The organism is Corallococcus macrosporus, assembly GCF_017302985.1.
Lineage (GTDB): Bacteria > Myxococcota > Myxococcia > Myxococcales > Myxococcaceae > Corallococcus > Corallococcus macrosporus_A.
The window spans coordinates 2591140-2607598 of the sequence record NZ_JAFIMU010000007.1 but is presented as its reverse complement, the minus strand read 5'-3'; the positions used below and the strand labels follow the sequence as shown (position 1 = coordinate 2607598).

15 protein-coding genes are annotated in these 16459 nt (G+C 71.7%); 10 read left to right on the top strand and 5 right to left on the bottom strand.

Annotated features, from left to right (window positions below):
* Positions 1 to 314 precede the first annotated feature (314 nt).
* The 3 genes from JYK02_RS23160 (at position 315) to JYK02_RS23150 (ending at position 2813) form a co-directional block, all read left to right on the top strand.
* Positions 315 to 1118, top strand: coding sequence for a prolipoprotein diacylglyceryl transferase (locus tag JYK02_RS23160; protein WP_207054081.1), 804 nt, complete (start codon positions 315 to 317; stop codon positions 1116 to 1118).
* A gap of 34 nt (positions 1119 to 1152) precedes the next feature.
* The gene (locus JYK02_RS23155) at positions 1153 to 1725 is read left to right on the top strand and encodes a class I SAM-dependent methyltransferase (RefSeq protein ID WP_347402556.1); all 573 of its coding nucleotides are present in this window, start codon (positions 1153 to 1155) and stop codon (positions 1723 to 1725) included.
* A 155-nt stretch (positions 1726 to 1880) separates the two neighbouring features.
* Positions 1881 to 2813, top strand: a complete 933-nt coding sequence (locus JYK02_RS23150; RefSeq protein ID WP_207054079.1) for an alpha/beta fold hydrolase — start codon at positions 1881 to 1883, stop codon at positions 2811 to 2813.
* Positions 2814 to 2828: 15 nt separating this feature from the next.
* Here JYK02_RS23150 and JYK02_RS23145 read toward each other — a convergent pair whose 3' ends face one another.
* Together JYK02_RS23145 and JYK02_RS23140 are read right to left on the bottom strand one after the other, a co-directional pair.
* Entirely contained in the window at positions 2829 to 3716 is an 888-nt protein-coding gene (locus JYK02_RS23145) for a DMT family transporter (protein ID WP_207054077.1), read from the bottom strand.
* A gap of 31 nt (positions 3717 to 3747) precedes the next feature.
* Positions 3748 to 4029: a rhodanese-like domain-containing protein gene (locus JYK02_RS23140; RefSeq protein ID WP_207054075.1), complete on the bottom strand. Its 282-nt coding sequence runs from the start codon at positions 4027 to 4029 to the stop codon at positions 3748 to 3750.
* 86 nt (positions 4030 to 4115) lie between these two features.
* Here JYK02_RS23140 and JYK02_RS23135 point away from each other — a divergent pair, with 86 nt between their 5' ends.
* Positions 4116 to 4631 carry a GreA/GreB family elongation factor gene (locus JYK02_RS23135; RefSeq protein ID WP_207054073.1) on the top strand — a complete coding sequence of 172 codons (516 nt, stop codon included), beginning with the start codon at positions 4116 to 4118 and terminating at the stop codon, positions 4629 to 4631.
* Between the two features lie 19 nt (positions 4632 to 4650).
* Here JYK02_RS23135 and JYK02_RS40500 read toward each other — a convergent pair whose 3' ends face one another.
* Positions 4651 to 6321, bottom strand: coding sequence for a GAF domain-containing sensor histidine kinase (locus tag JYK02_RS40500; RefSeq protein WP_277991400.1), 1671 nt, complete (start codon positions 6319 to 6321; stop codon positions 4651 to 4653).
* A 291-nt stretch (positions 6322 to 6612) separates the two neighbouring features.
* Between JYK02_RS40500 and JYK02_RS23125 the strand changes: the two genes are divergently transcribed.
* The 3 genes from JYK02_RS23125 to JYK02_RS23115 all read left to right on the top strand — a co-directional run bounded on the left by JYK02_RS23125 (position 6613) and on the right by JYK02_RS23115 (position 12206).
* A complete protein-coding gene (locus tag JYK02_RS23125) occupies positions 6613 to 9459 on the top strand; it encodes a PAS domain S-box protein (RefSeq protein WP_207054069.1) in 2847 nt (948 codons plus the stop codon).
* 109 nt (positions 9460 to 9568) lie between these two features.
* A complete protein-coding gene (locus tag JYK02_RS23120) occupies positions 9569 to 11071 on the top strand; it encodes a vWA domain-containing protein (protein ID WP_207054067.1) in 1503 nt (500 codons plus the stop codon).
* A gap of 28 nt (positions 11072 to 11099) precedes the next feature.
* Positions 11100 to 12206 (top strand): hypothetical protein, encoded by a 1107-nt coding sequence (locus JYK02_RS23115; protein ID WP_207054065.1) that lies wholly within the window; start codon positions 11100 to 11102, stop codon positions 12204 to 12206.
* 5 nt (positions 12207 to 12211) lie between these two features.
* Here JYK02_RS23115 and JYK02_RS23110 read toward each other — a convergent pair whose 3' ends face one another.
* Positions 12212 to 12565 (bottom strand): hypothetical protein, encoded by a 354-nt coding sequence (locus JYK02_RS23110; RefSeq protein ID WP_242588856.1) that lies wholly within the window; start codon positions 12563 to 12565, stop codon positions 12212 to 12214.
* Positions 12566 to 12922: 357 nt separating this feature from the next.
* Between JYK02_RS23110 and JYK02_RS23105 the strand changes: the two genes are divergently transcribed.
* Complete coding sequence (locus JYK02_RS23105; protein ID WP_207055282.1) at positions 12923 to 13675, top strand: sterol desaturase family protein; 753 nt, start codon at positions 12923 to 12925, stop codon at positions 13673 to 13675.
* Positions 13676 to 13750: 75 nt separating this feature from the next.
* Here the strand turns inward: JYK02_RS23105 and JYK02_RS23100 are convergent, their stop codons facing one another.
* Positions 13751 to 14686, bottom strand: coding sequence for a dimethylarginine dimethylaminohydrolase family protein (locus tag JYK02_RS23100; RefSeq protein WP_207054064.1), 936 nt, complete (start codon positions 14684 to 14686; stop codon positions 13751 to 13753).
* Positions 14687 to 14747: 61 nt separating this feature from the next.
* Here JYK02_RS23100 and JYK02_RS23095 point away from each other — a divergent pair, with 61 nt between their 5' ends.
* Positions 14748 to 15665: an iron-containing redox enzyme family protein gene (locus JYK02_RS23095; RefSeq protein ID WP_207054062.1), complete on the top strand. Its 918-nt coding sequence runs from the start codon at positions 14748 to 14750 to the stop codon at positions 15663 to 15665.
* A gap of 160 nt (positions 15666 to 15825) precedes the next feature.
* Positions 15826 to 16287: a fibril protein gene (locus JYK02_RS23090; RefSeq protein ID WP_207054060.1), complete on the top strand. Its 462-nt coding sequence runs from the start codon at positions 15826 to 15828 to the stop codon at positions 16285 to 16287.
* The last annotated feature ends 172 nt before the right edge of the window (positions 16288 to 16459 follow it).

Genomic DNA, 16459 nt, shown 5'->3' with positions numbered 1-16459 from the left:
ATTCCCGTAATAGACACCCCTTGTCTGGTGTCTCGGTCCTCACTCGGCTTCCCCGAACCTCTGGAAACACAACGGATTCCCTCCTCAGGACGAGGGCAGTGGCGAAGGGCGCACACGGGCTCTGTCCGCCAGCGGATGTGGGGAAGGGGCAGGCAGGAGGGGCGGGGGCTCAGGAGGGCGTCCGGGCGGAGCTTGCGCGTCCGGCGGGCGTGGGGGTGAAAAAGAGGTGGAGGGAAGCCCGGGATGCGCCGATTGTTCGCGTTCCATCCTCCGGGCCAGTGCCCGGGCGGGTCCCTGGCCTTTCTGGAGCCCCCTTGATTCCCTATTGGCACGCCCCCTCATTCAAGCTGGGGCCCCTGGAGCTGAACCCCTTCAACGTCTTCGTGGCGGCAGGCATCCTCCTGGCCGCCCGGCTGCTGACGAAGCAGGCGGAGCGCGAGGGGTTGGACCCAAACCCGCTGGCGGACTTCGCGATGTGGGGGGTGGCGGCCGGCATGCTCTTCGGCCACTGGGTGCACCTGTTCTTCTACCACCCGGAGGAGCTGTCCAAGAGCCCGTTCCAGATCTTCCGGTTCTGGGATGGCCTGTCGTCCTTTGGCGGCCTGTTGGGCGGCATCGTGGCGGCGGTGGTGTTCTTCCGGGTGAAGAAGCTGCGCTTCAACGACTACGCGGACAGCTTCGCCCTGGGCGTGGCGCCGGGCTGGGCGGTGGCGCGGCTGGGGTGCTTCGCGGTGCACGACCACCCGGGCAAGCTGACGGACTTCTTCCTGGCGGTGCAGTTCCCCAACGGCAACCGGCACGACCTGGGCTTCTACGACGCCATCGTGCTCTTCGCGCTCACGGGCCTGCTGTACGCGGTGCGCGACATGCCGAAGATGAAGGGGCGGCTCCTGCCGCTGCTGGCGCTGCTGTACGCGACGTCGCGCTTCTGCCTGGACTTCCTGCGGGCCACGGACCTGTCGTACGTGGACGCGCGCTACTTCGGCCTGACGCCCGCGCAGTACGGCAGCCTGGGGCTGGTGCTGTACGGACTGTGGGGCCTCTTGCGCAAGCAGGCGCCGAGCGCGTCGTCGCAGAAGCCGTCCGCGCCGCAGGGCCGGGTGGAGACGGCGCGGTAGCAGCGTCCACGTCTTGAAGCTGGGGGGTTTTCACGTGAGGGCACTGGCGTACGACGCGCTGATGGCGCCGCTGGGCTGGGCGGGGTTGAACGCCGCCCGGCGGCAACTGGTGGAGGGGCTTTCCGGCAAGGTGCTGGAGGTGGGCGCGGGCACGGGCCTGGCGCTGCAGGCCTATCCGGACACGGTGGCGTCGGTGACGGCGGTGGACGTGGACCTGGAGGCGCTGGTGCGGGCGCGGGCGCGCCGAAGCGGCGTGGCGTTGCTCCAGGCGGACGCGCAGGCGCTGCCGTTCACGGACGGCTCCTTCGACGCGGTGGTCTCCAGCCTGGTGTTCTGCTGCGTGGACGCGCCGGCCACGGCGCTCGCGGAGGTGATGCGAGTGCTCAGGCCAGGCGGTGAGCTGCGCCTGCTGGAGCACGTGCGAGCCCCGAGCCGGGCGCTCGCCACCGCGCAGGACCTGCTGACGCCCGCCTGGCGCCGGCTGTCCGGCGGCTGCCGCCTCAACCGCGACACCTTCCGGATGGTGGAGACCGCCGGCTTCCACATCCTCCGGCGCGAGCAGCGCCTGGGCGGCGTGGGCGAGTTCATCTTCGCCCGGCGGCCCTGAGCCTCCGTCCCGGCCGGGGCGGGGCATACCCGTCCGGGGTCGGTTCCGACCTGTGAGGTCAGGTTTTCGGATGGGATGTCAGAGGTCCCTTTAGGATGGCGTGTATCCCCGCGGCGGACCTACCCGCCGCGTCCCATCCCGTGAGGCCCTGACGCATGACGCGCATCCTTCCCTCCCTCGTCGCGGTGCTGCTGTTCGCCGGCTGTGGACCCGACATGGCTTCGGGTTCCGAGCCCGACCTCGTGAGTGCTCCGGCCGCGCTGGAGGCGTCCGACCGTGGGGGTGGCGCCAGCGTGCGGGAGGGTTCGGTGCGGCTGTCCACCGGCGTCACGCTCCGCTACGTGGAGCAGGGCCGCCGTGACGGGCCCGTCGTCGTCTTCCTGCACGGCTATACGGACTCGCACCACACCTGGGACCTGGACCTGCCGCGCTTCCCTCGCGACTTCCACCTCTACGCGCTGGACCAGCGCGGTCATGGGGACTCGTCCCGCCCCGCGTGTTGCTACACGCAGCAGGCGTTCGCGAAGGACGTGGTGGCGTTCCTGGACGCGATGCGCGTTCCGCGCGCCGTGCTCGTGGGCCACTCCATGGGCAGCTTCATCGCGCAGCAGGTGGCGCTGGACTTCCCCCAGCGCGTGAAGGGGCTGGTGCTCGTGGGCTCCGCGCCCACGGTGGCGGGCAATGAAGTGGCCCTGGGCCTCAAGGAGGTCGTCGACACGCTGACCGACCCCGTGGACCCCGCGTTCATCCACGAGTTCCAGGCCAGCACCTTCTACGCGCCCGTGCCGGAGTCCTATCTGGACACCGTGGTCGCGGAGAGCTCCAAGCTGCCCGCGCGCGTGTGGCAGGACGCGCTGGACGGGCTCATCGCGGAGGACCACTCCGCGCGCCTGGGCAGCATCCGCGTGCCCACGCTGATCATCGGCGGCGACCACGACGGCTTCTTCTCCGTGGAGGAGCAGCGCGCCCTCGCCCGCGCCATCCCGGGCTCGAAGTACCTGCTCTATCCGGAGACCGGCCACGCGCCGCACGCCGAGCGCCCGCAGCGCTTCGTGCACGACGTGCACCAGTTCCTCAAGCGCCTGTAGTCCGGCTCGCGCGCTTCAGGCTCCGGCCGCTCCCGCTTCGGGGCGGCTGGAGTCGCTCCGGGCCAGCACCACCACCGCCACGAGGATGAGCAGGCCGCCCAGGCCCTGCCGCAACGACAGCCGCTCGCCCAGGAAGAGGGCGCCCAGCACCACCGCCATCACCGGCTCCAGCGTGGAGAGCAGCGACGTGTTCACCGGGCCAATGCGCTTCAAGCCCGCGAAGAACGTGAGCATCGCCACCACCGTGGACAGCAGCGCCAGGCCCATCACCGCGGCCCAGCCTCCGGGCGTCTGGGGAAAGGACGGGCCCTTCACCAGCATCAGCGCCCCGAAGGCGGCACCCGCCGACAGCGGGACGACGGTGCTCGCGGCGAGCGGCCCCGCGGGCCCCGCCACCCTCGCGCTGGACAGGACGTAGATGGCGTAGATGACCGCGGACAGCACCCCCAGCGCGATGCCCAGCGGCTTCGCGTCCGGGCCCGGGTCCACCGTGAGCGCCGTGCCGCACAGGGCCAGTGCCACCGCCAGCCAGCGGGGACGGCTCAGGTGCTCGCGGCCCAGGGCCACCTGGATGACGGCCACCAGCGCGGGGAAGAGGTAGAGCAGCAGCGCCACCAGCCCCGCGGACGCGTGCTGGAGCGCGATGAAGTAGACGCTGCCTTCGGTGAAGTAGCCCACCGCGCCCAGCAGGATGAGGCCGCCCAGCAGGCGGCCCCGGGGCCACGTGCCGCCCTTCGCGACCATTACGCCCGTGAGCACCAGCCCCGCCAGCGTGAAGCGCAGGAACAACAGCGTGGGCATGTCCGTGCCCGCCGCGTAGGCGAGGCGCGCGAACAGGCCCAGCGCGCCAAAGGACGCGCCGGAGAGGGCGACGAGGAGGAAGCCGGCGGTGCGGGTCTGCATGGCGCTTGGGCGCGCGAGCCTCCCGCCCGGCCTACCAGTTCCTGACCGACCCCAGGTCGAACACGTCCGGGAAGCCACCCTTGCGCAGGAGCTCCGCGGCCACCGCGCTGCGGCCTCCCGCCGCGCAGTACACCACCACGGGCGTGCCCACCGGGCCCACCTCGGAGAGGCGCTGGGCCAGCACCTGCACGGGGATGTTGCGGGCGGCTTCGGGGTGTCCCTGCTGGAACTCCTCCGGGGTGCGCACGTCCAGCAGCACGGCGCCCTTCGCGACGAGTTCGTGGGCCTTTTGCGAGCGTTCCTGAGGCGTCATGGCCCCATTCAACCCCAGCCCGGGGCGCGGCCGGGCTGAAAACTGGAGGCCTTCGCATCGGGCGCTACAGTCCTGTACCGATACCCATGCGACTCGACAAGCTCACCCTCCTCCAGCAACTGTCCGAGCGTCTCCAGCAGAGCGACCGGCTGGCCCACCGCGCGGAGGCCGACGCCCGCGAGGCGGCCCGCAGCCTCGCCACGGAGTCCGAGAAGAAAGAGGACGGCCGCGCCGCCATCGAATACGGCAGCCTCGCCACGGGACAGGCCCAGCGCGCCCGCCGGCTTCAAGAAGAGCTGCAGGCGCTGACGGCCTTCGGCCAGAAGGAGCTGCCGCGCTTCCCGCGCCAGGGGCCCGTGGGCCTGGGCGCCCTGGTGGACTGCAGCACCGAGGACGAGGACGGCTTCGCCGAGCGCACCTTCTTCGTGCTCCCCGCCGGCGCGGGCACCGAGCTCACCGGCCCCGGCGGCGACGGCTTCCTGTCCGTCATCACCCCCAGCTCGCCCGTGGGCCGCGCGCTCCTGGGCAAGAAGGCCGGCGACACCGTGGAGGTGACACTCGCGGGGGAAGTGCGCGAGTGGACGGTGCTGGAAGTCGCCTGAGGCCCCGCGCGGTGCCGGGCTACTCGCCCTGCGTGGGCCCCGGCGCCGCGTGCGCGGTGAGCCACTCCTCCGGGATGTCGCCCCGGGGCAGCTCCAGGATGAACGTGGAGCCCTCTCCGGGCGCGCTGACGGCGCTCACCGTGCCGCCGAACGCCTCCACGATCTGGCGCGTGATGTAGAGCCCCAGGCCCAGGCCGCCGTAGTGCCGGTCGCTCACCGCGCGCTCGAAGCGCTCGAAGATGCGCGCCAGGTCCTCCGGCGCGATGCCGATGCCGTGGTCCTTCACGGTGAGCCGCGCCAGCGAGCCCTGCGCCTCCACGCCCACGATGACGGGGTGGCCCGCGCCGTACTTGAGCGCGTTGGACACCAGGTTCGTCACCACCTGCTCCAGCCGCAGCCGGTCCCAGCGGCCCACCACCGGCACCGGCGCCTCCAGGCCCAGCTCCGTGCCGGCCTGCGCCGCCGCGGGGGAGAAGCGGTAGAGGATTTCAGCGGCCACGCTCGCCAGGTCCAGCTCCTCCAGCTCCAGCCGCAGCCGGCCCGCGGTGATGCGCGACACGTCCAGCAGGTTGTCCACCAGCCCCGACAGCCGGCGCACCTGGCGCTGCACCACGTCCAGCGCTTCCGCGACGCGCTCGGTGGGGACCTCCTTGCCCTCGCGCGCCAGCACCACCACCTGCTTCTGGAGCAGTTGCACCTTGAGGCTCAGCGGCGTGAGCGGCGTCTTCAGCTCGTGGCTCGCGATGCCCAGGAACTCGTCGCGCTGGCGCACCGCCTCGCGCGCCTCGCGGTACAGCCGCGCGTTCTCCAGGGAGAGCGCGGTGCGGTGGGCCAGCTCCGTGAGGAAGCGCTCCTCCTCCGTGCCAAAGACACGCAGCACGTTGGAGCGCAGCAGCATCAGCGCGCCCAGCACGTTGCCGCGCGCGCCCAGGGGCACGCTCAGGCAGCCGTGCGGCCCCACCGCGCGCATCAGCCGCGCGTGCTCCGCGTCCCGCGCGAGCGCCACGACGTGCTCCTCGGACAGGATGGGCAGCCGCCCCACCGCGCCGGACACGAACACCCCGGGCAGCCCGCCCGGCCCGGATGGATCCAACGGATAGCGCGTGAGCCATTCACGCAGGTGCACGTTGCGGCCCGCGTCCGCGTGCAGTGACGCCGCCACGCGCAGGGCCTCGTTGCCCGTGCCGCCCGGAGTCCTCAGGAGGAGCAGCGCGCCCTCGCCCAGCGTGGGCACCAGCAGCTTGAGCAGCGGCTCCAACTGCGCCTCCGCGTCCACCGACGTGCCCAGCAGTGCCCCGGCCTCCGCCAGCAGGCGGGAGGCGTCCAGCACCGGCTCCGGCAGCGCGTCCACGGCGTGCGTGCGCAGGAGCGCCGCCGCGACCTGCCCGTCCCCACCGCGCACCGGCACCGCCGTGCACCGCAGCGCGATGCGCGTCCCATCCGGACGGAGCACGTGCCACACGGAGGCGTCCACCGGCTCGCCCGCCAGCGCTCGCGCGAGCGGTGACTCACCTGCTGGCAGCGGTGTGCCGTCGGCGCGCACCCATTCACACCCAGGCAGGCGGGCGTGCTCGATGTGGAGGGGAACCGGGATGCCGAAGTGCGCCGCGGCTTGTGCGTTGAATGAAGGCACACGGCCCGTGCATTCGACGAGCACGACCCCTTCCGCGTCCATGACGCGCGCTGACATCGCTAGGGCGTTCCCGTCCGTCATGCGGGCATCCGGGGCTGGCGAGGTGATGCCGGACATGCCAAGGCTTTCCGCACGCATCATGGTGTCATCGCCGCCTCCCGGGAAGAAAGGAAGACAGAAGCCAGAGCCCACTCCATCCTCAAGGACAGGGAATGCTTCCCATCTCCACGCTCTTCCCGCGGGCCCCCTTGCCTGCATGTCGGCGATCCTCAATCGTTCGACTGTCCACGTCTCCGTCCCGGGACGTTCCGCCCGCACGGCCAAGTTCTTCCACCGCGAGTCCTCAGCATGCAGATGCCGTTCACCCGGCCTGACGGCACCACCCCCACCGAGCGCCGCTTCCGGCAGGTCATCGACACGCTCCAGGAGGTCGTCTTCCAGACGGACATGGAGCGCACGTGGGTCTTCCTCAATCCCGCGTGGACCGAGGTGACAGGCTTCCCCGTGCAGGAGAGCCTGGGCCGCTCCGCGCTGGACTTCGTGCACCCGGACGACCGGGCGCGCGCACTGGAGGTCTGCAAGACGCTGCTCACGCGCGAGCGCGACTTCGTCCAGCACGAGGTGCGCTACCTCACGAGCGACGGAGGCTTCCGCTGGGTGGAGGTGTTCGCGCGGGTGACGATGGACGAGGACGGCTCGCTGCTGGGCATGGCGGGCACGCTCAACGACATCACCGAGCGCAAGCGCACGAGCGACGCGCTCGCCCGGCGCGAGCGCTACCTCACCGCCCTGGTGGAGATGCAGCAGCGGCTCCTGTCGGTGCCGGAGGGCGGCGACCTGTACGGCCCCGCGCTCGCGCCGCTGGGCCAGGCCGCGGGCGCGAGCCGCGTCTACGTCTTCGAGCTCCACACCAACGCGCAGGGCGCGCTCTTGAGCAGCCAGCGCGCGGAGTGGTGCGCACCCGGGGTGACGCCGGAGATCGACAACCCGCTGCTCCAGGACCTGCCGATAATGCCGGACCTGGAGCGCTGGGTCCCCATCCTTCAGCGCGGCGAGGTCGTCGCCGGGCGCGTCTCCACCTTCCCCCCCAGCGAGCGGGCGCTGTTGGATCCGCAGGGCGTGCTGTCGCTGCTGGTGCTGCCCTTGCGCGTGCAGGGCCGGCTGGTGGGGTTCGTGGGCTTCGACAACTGCGTCGAGGCGCGCGAGTGGGACCGGCTGGAGGTGGACCTGCTGTCCGCGGCCAGCGGCGCCATCTCCGTGTCGCTGGAGCGCCGCGCGTCCGAGCGGGCGCTGCGCGAGCACGAGCACCGCTTCCGCCAGCTCGCGGAGAACGCGTCCGACGTGCTGTACCTGTACCGGCGGGAGGCGCCGCGCGGCTTCGCGTACGTCAGCCGCGTGGCGCACGCGAAGCTGGGCCTGGGACCGGAGGCGCACTACGCGGATCCGGAGCTGTGGTACCGGCAGGTGCACCCGGATGACCGGGCCGCGCTGGAGCGCCTGCTGGAGTCGCCCCAGTCCGTGGACGGCGCGACGGTGGAGCTGCGCTTCCTGCGCCCCGACGGCAGCCTGCTGTGGCTGGAGCACGTCGTCGCGCCGGTGACGGACACGGCCGGGCGTGTCGTCGCGGTGGAGGGCCTGGCGCGCGACATCACGGAGCGGCGGCAGGTGGAGGAGGCGCTGAAGCGCTCCGAGGCCAGCCTGCGCGCGCTGATGGAGGGCTTCCCCGACCCCGCGGCCATCGAGCGCGACGGCCACATCGTCTACGCCAACGCGGTGCTCGTCACGACGCTGGGCTTCGCGCGCGCCGAGGAGCTGGTGGGCCGCCGGCTGTCGGAGTTCCTGGCGGACGTGCCGGGCACGGGCATGGCGTCCGCGGACAGCACGCCCCTCACCAGCGAGCGGCGCCTGGTGCTGCGCGACGGGCGCACGCGCGTGGTGGAGCTGGCCTCGCTGCCGCTGCGCTTCGACGGCCAGCCCGCGGTGGTGTCCATCGTGCGCGACGTGACGGAGCAGCGGCAGCTCCAGGCGCGGCTGACGCTGGCGGACCGGCTGGCGTCGGTGGGCACGCTCGCGGCGGGCATCGCGCACGAAATCAACAACCCGCTGGCCTTCGTGCTCTCCAACCTGGCCTTCCTGTCGGACGAGTTCCGCCACCACCTGTCCCCTGGCCCCGGCGTGCGCGGCGTGCGCCCGCCCGACGTGGCCGAGTGGCAGGAGGTGCTGGGCGAGGCGTGCGAGGGCGCCGAGCGCGTGCGGCAGATCGTCCGCCAGTTGAAGACGTTCTCGCGGCCGGACGAAGAGCGCATGACGCCGGTGGACGTGCACGCGGTGCTGGACTCGGTGGTGATGATGGCCGCCAATGAGATCCGCCACCGCGCGCGCCTTCGCCGCGAGTACGGCGACGTGCCGCAGGTGATGGCCAACGAGGGCCGCCTCTGCCAGGTGTTCCTCAACCTGGTGGTGAACGCGGCGCAGGCCATCCCGGAGGGCTCCGCGCACGACCATGAAGTCGTGCTCGCCACGCGCGTGTCCGGCGGGCAGGTGATGGTGGAGGTGCGCGACACGGGCAGCGGCATCGCGCCGGAGGTGATGGGGCGCATCTTCGATCCGTTCTTCACCACCAAGCCCGTGGGCGTGGGCACGGGGCTGGGGCTGTCCATCTGCCACGGCATCATCAGCGGGCTGGGCGGCGACATCCTGGTGGAGAGCACCGTGGGCAAGGGCAGCACGTTCCGCGTGGTGCTGCCCTCGCCCCTGCCCGACCCCGCCGTGCGCCCGCCGGAGGCCGCCGTGCCGGACGTGCCCGTGGTGCCGCGAGGCCGCGTGCTGGTGGTGGACGACGAGCCCGCGGTGGGACGCGTGCTCCAGCGGCTGTTGCGCGGCCACGACGTGGAGGTGGCCACCAGCGGGCGCCAGGCCCTGGAGCGCATGGCGCAGGCCCCGGGCTTCGACGCGGTGCTGTGCGACGTGATGATGCCGGACCTCGCCGGCCGTGACGTGTACGAGGCCGTGCGGCGCGAGTACCCGGGCCTGGAGCGCCGCTTCGTCTTCGTGTCCGGCGGCGCCTTCACCTCCGGCGCGCGCGAGTTCCTGGAGCGCATCCCCAACCCGCTGCTGGAGAAGCCCTTCGACGAGGCGCGCGTGCGCGGCGCCGTGGAGGAGCTGGTGCGGAACGGGCCGCCGGACGCGGCCTGACCCATCGGTCATCGGGAGGAGGGTCCTCCTGGTGACCGATGCGCCCGGCTGACGGGTCTGCGAGCTTGGGCTCGTCCGCTCGCACCCCTTGGGGGAAGGTCCGTCGCGCATGAACCGCACCAAACTGCTGCTGTCCCTGGCTGCCCTGCTGTTCATGGGCGCGCTCGCGCTCGACGCGCGGTCGCTCTTCGCGACGACCACGTCGCACCCGCCCATGGGCAACCCGCTCCCCAACGGGCACACGCGCCAGGCCGCGCCGGCCGTGGGGGCCCTGGACCAGACCCACACCGTGGTGCAGCCGGGGGAGGTGCCCGTCAACGGCGTGCTGCCCGTCATCCTGGGGCGGCCGGCTTCCGGCAACGCGGGCCCGGTGGAGTTCACGGGCAAGCTGTCCGGCGCGTACGTGAAGGCGGGCCCGGGTGAGGCCTTCGCCGTGTTCGAGCTGACCGCGCGCCTGCCCGAGAAGGTCCAGCGCGTGCCGGTGAACCTGGCGCTGGTGGTGGACCGCTCCGGCTCCATGGATGGCGGCAAGCTGGCGGACGCGAAGCGCGCGGCCCAGGAGCTGGTGCGGCAGCTGCGTGAGGGGGACCGGCTGGCGCTGGTGCACTACGGCTCCGACGTGACGGTGGTGCCCAGCGTGAAGATTGACGAGTCCACGCGCCGCGAGCTGCTGACCACCATCGAGGCCATCCAGGTGAACGGCGGCACGAACATGAGCGGCGGGCTGGTGGCGGGCGCGGAGGCGGTGCGCGCGTACGCCAGCGACTACCGGGTGACGCGCGCCATCCTGCTGAGCGACGGCGAGCCCACCGAGGGCGTGACGTCCAACAACGGGCTCTTCTCCGAGGTGGGCCGCATCCGTGAGACGGGCATCACCGTGAGCGCGCTGGGCGTGGGCACCGGCTTCAACGACACGCTGATGCGCGGCATGGCCGAGCGCGGCGGCGGCTTCTCCGGCTTCATCAGCGACTCCTCGCAGCTGGCCTCCATCTTCACCCGGGAGCTGGAGCAGGCCGCCAGCACCGTCGCCCGCAACGTGAGCCTGACGCTGACGCTGCCTCCCGGCGTGAGCGGCCTGGAGGTGATGGGCCTGCCGTCCACGCGCGAGGGCAACACCGTGCGCGTGCCCCTCTACGATTTGACGGGCGGCCAGGCCGCGCGCGTGGTGGTGAAGCTGACGCTGGACGCGCCCGCCAGCGCGCAGGACATGAACGTGCTGGACGCCGCGGTGTCGTACGTGGACGTGGCGGCCAACCTGCCGTCGCAGGTGACGCTGGCCCTGGGCGCGAAGGTGACGAGCGACGCCCAGGTGGTGCACGCGAACCTGGACCGCGACGTGCGCGTCCACGCCATCCGCGCGCTGGGCACGCAGCAACTGCAAGCGGCCGCGGAGGCGATGAAGAGTGGCGACCGCAGCAGCGCGCTCGACCTGCTGGGCAACGCGCGTCGGCTGTTCGGCAGCTCCGCGTCCGCGCTCGCCGGGGAGCTTGCGGACGTGGACCAGACCCAGGCAGCCTACGGCAACGCCCGGAGCGACGCGGACGTGCGGGATGCGTCCATGGCGCTCAAGAAGAAGACGATGAAGAACTTCGGGCAGAGCAACAGCTACTAGTCACTCCGACGTACGGAAACGGTGCGCCATGTCGCTCTCCATCCAACTCCTCCGCCGGGAGGACTTCGAGTCGCGCTGCCTGTCCGCGCTCGTGGGCGCGGCGGCCATGGCGATGGTGGCCGGCGTGGCGCGGCAGGTGCTGCGCGTCCCGGTGGAGCCGGGCTACTTCGCGCTGATGGCGGCGGCCGTCACCGCGGTGAAGCCGAAGGTGGCGGAGAACGCCCTGGTGCGCGCGGCGATGGTGCTGCTGCCCGCCCTGCCCTACGTGCTGGGGCTGCCGGCGTCCTGGCAACACGCGGCGGCGGGCGCGCTCGCCGCGGGGCTGCTGGCGTGGCGGGGCAACGGGCGCGACCGCGAGGGCACCACCTCGCAGATCGCGCTGTGCGCCGGGGCCGCCGCCGTCACCACGGTGCTGGGGCTGTACGTGCAGGACGTGCTCAACGCGCGCTTCCTCCCGGCGCGGGGCTACTTCCCGCTGGTGGTGGACTACTCGGTGGTGGCGCTGTTCTGGAGCATCGGCACGCTGCCGGCGAACCTGGCCATGGACCTGGACGCGGTGGCCACCCGGGGCATGCGCCTGGAGGCCACCCTCACCGGCGAGGTGCGCGGGCTGGTCACCCGGGCGCTCGCGCTCTACCGCCAGTGCCAGGATGAGGCGCGCAAGCTGGCCACGGGCCCGGGCCGCGAGAAGCTCCAGGCCGTGCTCGGCAAGCTGGCCCGGGACGCCTTCACGCTGGCGGAGTCCCACACGGAGCTGGAGGCCCAGCTCGCCTCCGCGTCCCAGGGGAGCGTGGACTCGCAGGTGCAGGAGCTGAAGAAGCGCGCCCAGGACGCGCAGGACGGCGTGGCCCGGCGCCAGCTGGAGCGCGCCGCCGCGTCGCTGGGGGAGGAGCTCAACCACCTGGACGCGCTGTCACGCCGCCAGGAGCGCCTCTTCGCGCAGCTTCACGCACAGGTGGCCCTGCTGGAGCGGGCGCGCGTGTGCTTCATCGGGGCCCGGGCCGCGTCTCCCCTGGATGGGAGCAGCGCGGACCGGATCCAGGCCCTCGCGGACAAGCTCTCCGCCCTGGACCTGGAGTCCTCCGGCGCGGAGGGGACGGCGCAGGCCGCGCGCGTCCCGGCGGTCCGCTCCTAGAGGGCTCAGGACGCGCCCGAGGACTTGCCGCCCTGCTTGGAGGCGCGGGTGCGCTTGCGCGCAGGGGCGGCCTTCTTCGCGGCGGTGACGCGCGGCGTGTGCAGCTCGCTGGCGATGCGCTGTTCAATCTCCTCGCGGGTGCGGCGGCTGACCTCCAGCGCGGCATTGATGCGCTCACGCACCACGTCCGCCTGGGCCTCCGCGGCGGCGCGGTACTCCGCGATGTCGCGGCGCAGCTCCAGCCGGCCCTCGCGGGCGTTGGCCGTGCCCGCCGTCTTCCGGGAGGTCGTCTTGCGCCGCGTGGGCCGCCCGCCCCCCTGGTTCCCGGTGTCCTGTTGTCCCTGTGCCTTGCGCGCCATCTTTCTGCCCCCTCCTGCGATCGCTCGCGTCTGTGGACGGAAAGGTGGGGTGTGGGCATCCAGCACGGAAGTCTGGCCCCGGGTCGGATGGAGGCCAGGCAGCCGGACAATGTATGTGCGCGGCAACAGAGAGACTTCTCAATGCCTCCAGGAAGGCGCTAAGAGGACCCTCACCGTTCCTGGGCCAAGGGGCAGCTTGACTGATAGCTCAGGAACTCCGCATCACCCCAAGGGCCGGGATGCGAGCAAGCCTTCGAGCCCCGCGCACCCCGGCTGGCCGGGACCCGCGCCGGAGCGAACAGTGAGGGAATCCCCGTGGCGGTCTCTTTCCTGAACCGGAAACACAACCTGGACCGGATGTCGCTGCGCGACCTGGTCTATTCGTTCTTCACCTACTACGCCGTCGTCGCCTACATCCTCATCGGCATCACCTGCATCGTGCTGTCGGTGAAGTGGTTCGAGGCGCCGGCGCGCATGGCCGCGGCGGTGCTGGTGGCCACGGTGGCGTACCCGTTCGGGTGGTACCTCATCCACCGGTACATCCTGCACGGGCGCTTCCTCTACAAGTCCGCGGCGACGGCGGTGACGTGGAAGCGCATCCACTTCGACCACCACCAGGACCCGCATGACCTGCGCGTGCTCTTCGGCGCGCTGCACACCACGCTGCCCACCATCGCGCTGGTGCTCACGCCCATCGGCTACCTCATCGGCGGCAAGTCGGGCGCGGCGGCGGCGCTGGGCTGGGGCATGGTGACCACGTGCTTCTATGAGTTCTGCCACTGCATCCAGCACCTCAACTACGCGCCCCAGCAGAAGTGGCTGAAGGACATCAAGCGGCTGCACATGTCCCACCACTTCCACAACGAGCAGGGCAACTACGGCATCACGAACTACTTCTGGGACAAGGTCTTCGGCACGCTGTACGCGAAGGCGTCGGACAAGCCCAAGAGCCCCACCGTCTTCAACCTGGGCTACACCGAGGAAGAGGCGAAGAAGTACCCCTGGGTGGACAAGCTCTCCGGCGGCACCCGCGGTGACGGCCACCCGCGCCGCTTCTGGGGCGCTGAAGGACTGAGCGCGCCGGAAGCCTCCAGCGAACAGCAGACCTGAGCGTCCCCTGACGCTTCACCCCGGACCTCCCCGCGCGCTCCAGTCGCCGGGGAGGTCTTCGTTTTTCAGCATGCGTCACGCGGAGAGCGGCTGGGGCTGCTGCTCCTGCTCCTCGCGAAAGCGCCGGGCGCTGAGGGGCGGCAGGGTGTGCACGCGCGCCACGAGGCACGCCGCGCTGCCACCGGCCAGGTGGAATTGATCCAACCGCACGCTGACGGGTCTGCGGCCCAGGCCGCGCAGCACCGCCTCCACGCGGGGCACGCGCGCGCCGACGATGACGGTGTTTCCCACCTCCACCAGATTGAGCCCGAACGCGAGCGCGTCCTCGCGCGCGATGGGAATCACCTGCTGGATGCCCTCCGTGCGCTCCAGCATGCGCAGCGACTCCGGCGTGAAGGCCTCCGGACACACCAGCGCGGTGCCGTCGGACAGCACGGTGAGCGCGGTGTCCAGGTGGTAGAGGTACGGGTCGCACAGCTCCAGCGGCGTCACCGGCGCGGAGAGGAAGGCCTCCAGCACGCCCGCGGCGCGCTGCGTGGAGCGCATGCCCCAGCCCAGCAGGGCGCCCCGGCCCGCGGGCAGCATGGCCACGTCACCGCCTTCGATGTGCACGCGCGGCGGCTCGATGACGTCGAAGCCTCGCGCGGAGAGCCACCGGGCGCGCGCGAGCTGCTCGTTGCGGCGCTGGCCATGGCGCATGGTGGCGAGCAACGCGCGCAGCTCGCCCTCCTGCGAGACGAGCACCGCGTTGTCCTTCGCGAACACCGAGTCGAACGCGCCGTGGACGAAGGGCAGCTCGAAGAAGCTCCCGCCCTCCGCACGCAGGGTGCGCAGGAACTCGCGGTGCTGGGTGCAGGCGCGGCGCCACGCGACGGCGCCGGGCTTCATGTGCGGATTGATGTTCCAGGCGACCTGATACGCGCAGTCGCGGGAGCGGACGTGATCCTTCTCGCAGCGCACCTGACTGACAGCGAAGGTGGCGGGAGCGTTGTGGCCGGTGTGCAAGGTCATCCCCATACATGTGGCCGGAAGGCACTCCCGCCTTCCGGGATGTGTAGAGAGGGTGCGCACCATGAGCGGGCTTGGCGAGGTGGCTGGGGAAGCGGGGACGGAGGACGCACGCCTGTCTGAACGGCTTCACCGGACCCTCTTGCGCTTCAACCGCGCGCGACTGGCGCCGGGGTTTCCCACCGAGGGCTGGCGGGCAGACGTGCAGCAGGAGACGCAGTTGCGGCTGCTGGAAGGTGAATACGTGGAGGCGGAGCGGCAGCGCGTGGCGGCATGGGCCGCCGAGGCACCGGAGGACGCCGACGGCTTCATCGCGTGGTTCGAGGATCTGAAGGAGTCCGGTCCCGGACAGCATGATCCGCTGTTCCCGTGGCTGGCCACGCAGGCCACGCGTGAACAGATGAACTGGTTCCTCACGCAGGAGGTCGCGGGCGAGGCGGGCTTCGATGACCTGGTGGCGCTGACGCAGTTGCAGTTGCCCACGCAGGCGAAGCTGGAGCTGGCGCGCAACTACTGGGACGAGATGGGCCGCGGGCGCGAGGACGCCATGCACGGGCCCATGCTCGCGGAGATGGCGCAGAAGCTGGGGCTGCACCCCACCGACGAGGACACCGTGTGGGAAGCGCACGCGCTGGCGAACCTGCTCTGCGCGTTCGCGTTCAACCGCCGCTACACGTACCAGGCGGTGGGCGCGCTGGGCATCGTGGAGGAGACGGCGCCGGGCCGCACCGCGTGCGTCAACGAGGGCCTGAAGCGTCTGGGGTTCGACATGCGCGTGCGGCGCTACTACGCGCTGCACTCCACGCTGGACGTGAAGCACTCGGAGACGTGGAACAAGGAGGTGCTGCGTCCGCTGGTGGCGGCGAACCCCGCGTGCGCGCGGCCGCTGGCGGAGGGCGCGCTGCTGCGCTTGAGCGCGGGCGCGAAGTGCTTCGAGCGCTACCGCCACGAGCTGGGCCTGGACCTGAAGACGGTCAGCTGAGGGCGGCGAGCCTGGCCGTCCTTCCCCCTGGGACCTTGCGCGTGTGCGCTGGCCCGGGGGGTGCGTCCGCCGGAGGACGGTCCGTCAGGGTGGAGGGGATGCGCGGCGGCCGGAGGGGACGCCAGCTTGCGGCGTTTCCAAGGCCGAGCTGGAGGTCCCGATGTCCCTGTTCCGATGCATCCCCGCCGCGGTGCTGCTCCTGACGGCGTGCGCCTCCCCGGGCACGTCCATGCAGGAGGTGATGCGCCGCACCGAGCCCCTGATGCCGAAGCGGCCGGATCCGCTGACGTACGGCACCCGGCCGGAGAACCCGGTGCGCGTGGGCTGGGGCGACAAGGGCGTGATGGCGTACTTCAGGCTGCTGCGCGGGCCGCAAGGACAGCCGGTGGCGTGGCGCCGCATGGGGGACTGCTGCGAGTTCACCCAGGTGGACGGCCAGGCTCAGGGCCAGGGCCGGCTGTCCATCTTCGAGGTGACGTACGACGGGCTGGAGACGCCGGTGGTGCTCTACGTGGACGCCTTCACCGGCGGAAACGTCTACGCGCCCTGGGGCTTCCTGCTGGAGGGCCAGGGGGACGCACCGCCCGGGTCCGGGACGGAGCCGGAGGTCATCGACCTGTAGCACGCCGTTTCAATCCCATGATTCCCTGAAAGCTCCCCCACCCCTTCCTGGGAGGCCCCATCGTGCCTAGATGCAAGGGTCGACGGGAGCGTGACTTTTCCCCCGGCGTTGACCGTCACGCTTACAACCTCCCCGTGTGCATGGGAGGTGCGGCCCCCTTGGCGCTGCGCTA

What these genes read in the sequence shown, in the direction of transcription:
- JYK02_RS23150 (WP_207054079.1), top strand. Translation starts at nt 1,881, where the DNA reads ATGACGCGCATCCTTCCCTCCCTCGTCGCGGTGCTGCTGTTCGCCGGC.
- JYK02_RS23145 (WP_207054077.1), bottom strand. Translation starts at nt 3,716, where the DNA reads ATGCAGACCCGCACCGCCGGCTTCCTCCTCGTCGCCCTCTCCGGCGCG.
- JYK02_RS23140 (WP_207054075.1), bottom strand. Translation starts at nt 4,029, where the DNA reads ATGACGCCTCAGGAACGCTCGCAAAAGGCCCACGAACTCGTCGCGAAG.
- JYK02_RS23135 (WP_207054073.1), top strand. Translation starts at nt 4,116, where the DNA reads ATGCGACTCGACAAGCTCACCCTCCTCCAGCAACTGTCCGAGCGTCTC.
- JYK02_RS40500 (WP_277991400.1), bottom strand. Translation starts at nt 6,321, where the DNA reads ATGTCAGCGCGCGTCATGGACGCGGAAGGGGTCGTGCTCGTCGAATGC.
- JYK02_RS23125 (WP_207054069.1), top strand. Translation starts at nt 6,613, where the DNA reads ATGCAGATGCCGTTCACCCGGCCTGACGGCACCACCCCCACCGAGCGC.
- JYK02_RS23120 (WP_207054067.1), top strand. Translation starts at nt 9,569, where the DNA reads ATGAACCGCACCAAACTGCTGCTGTCCCTGGCTGCCCTGCTGTTCATG.
- JYK02_RS23115 (WP_207054065.1), top strand. Translation starts at nt 11,100, where the DNA reads ATGTCGCTCTCCATCCAACTCCTCCGCCGGGAGGACTTCGAGTCGCGC.
- JYK02_RS23110 (WP_242588856.1), bottom strand. Translation starts at nt 12,565, where the DNA reads ATGGCGCGCAAGGCACAGGGACAACAGGACACCGGGAACCAGGGGGGC.
- JYK02_RS23105 (WP_207055282.1), top strand. Translation starts at nt 12,923, where the DNA reads ATGTCGCTGCGCGACCTGGTCTATTCGTTCTTCACCTACTACGCCGTC.
- JYK02_RS23100 (WP_207054064.1), bottom strand. Translation starts at nt 14,686, where the DNA reads ATGACCTTGCACACCGGCCACAACGCTCCCGCCACCTTCGCTGTCAGT.
- JYK02_RS23095 (WP_207054062.1), top strand. Translation starts at nt 14,748, where the DNA reads ATGAGCGGGCTTGGCGAGGTGGCTGGGGAAGCGGGGACGGAGGACGCA.
- JYK02_RS23090 (WP_207054060.1), top strand. Translation starts at nt 15,826, where the DNA reads ATGTCCCTGTTCCGATGCATCCCCGCCGCGGTGCTGCTCCTGACGGCG.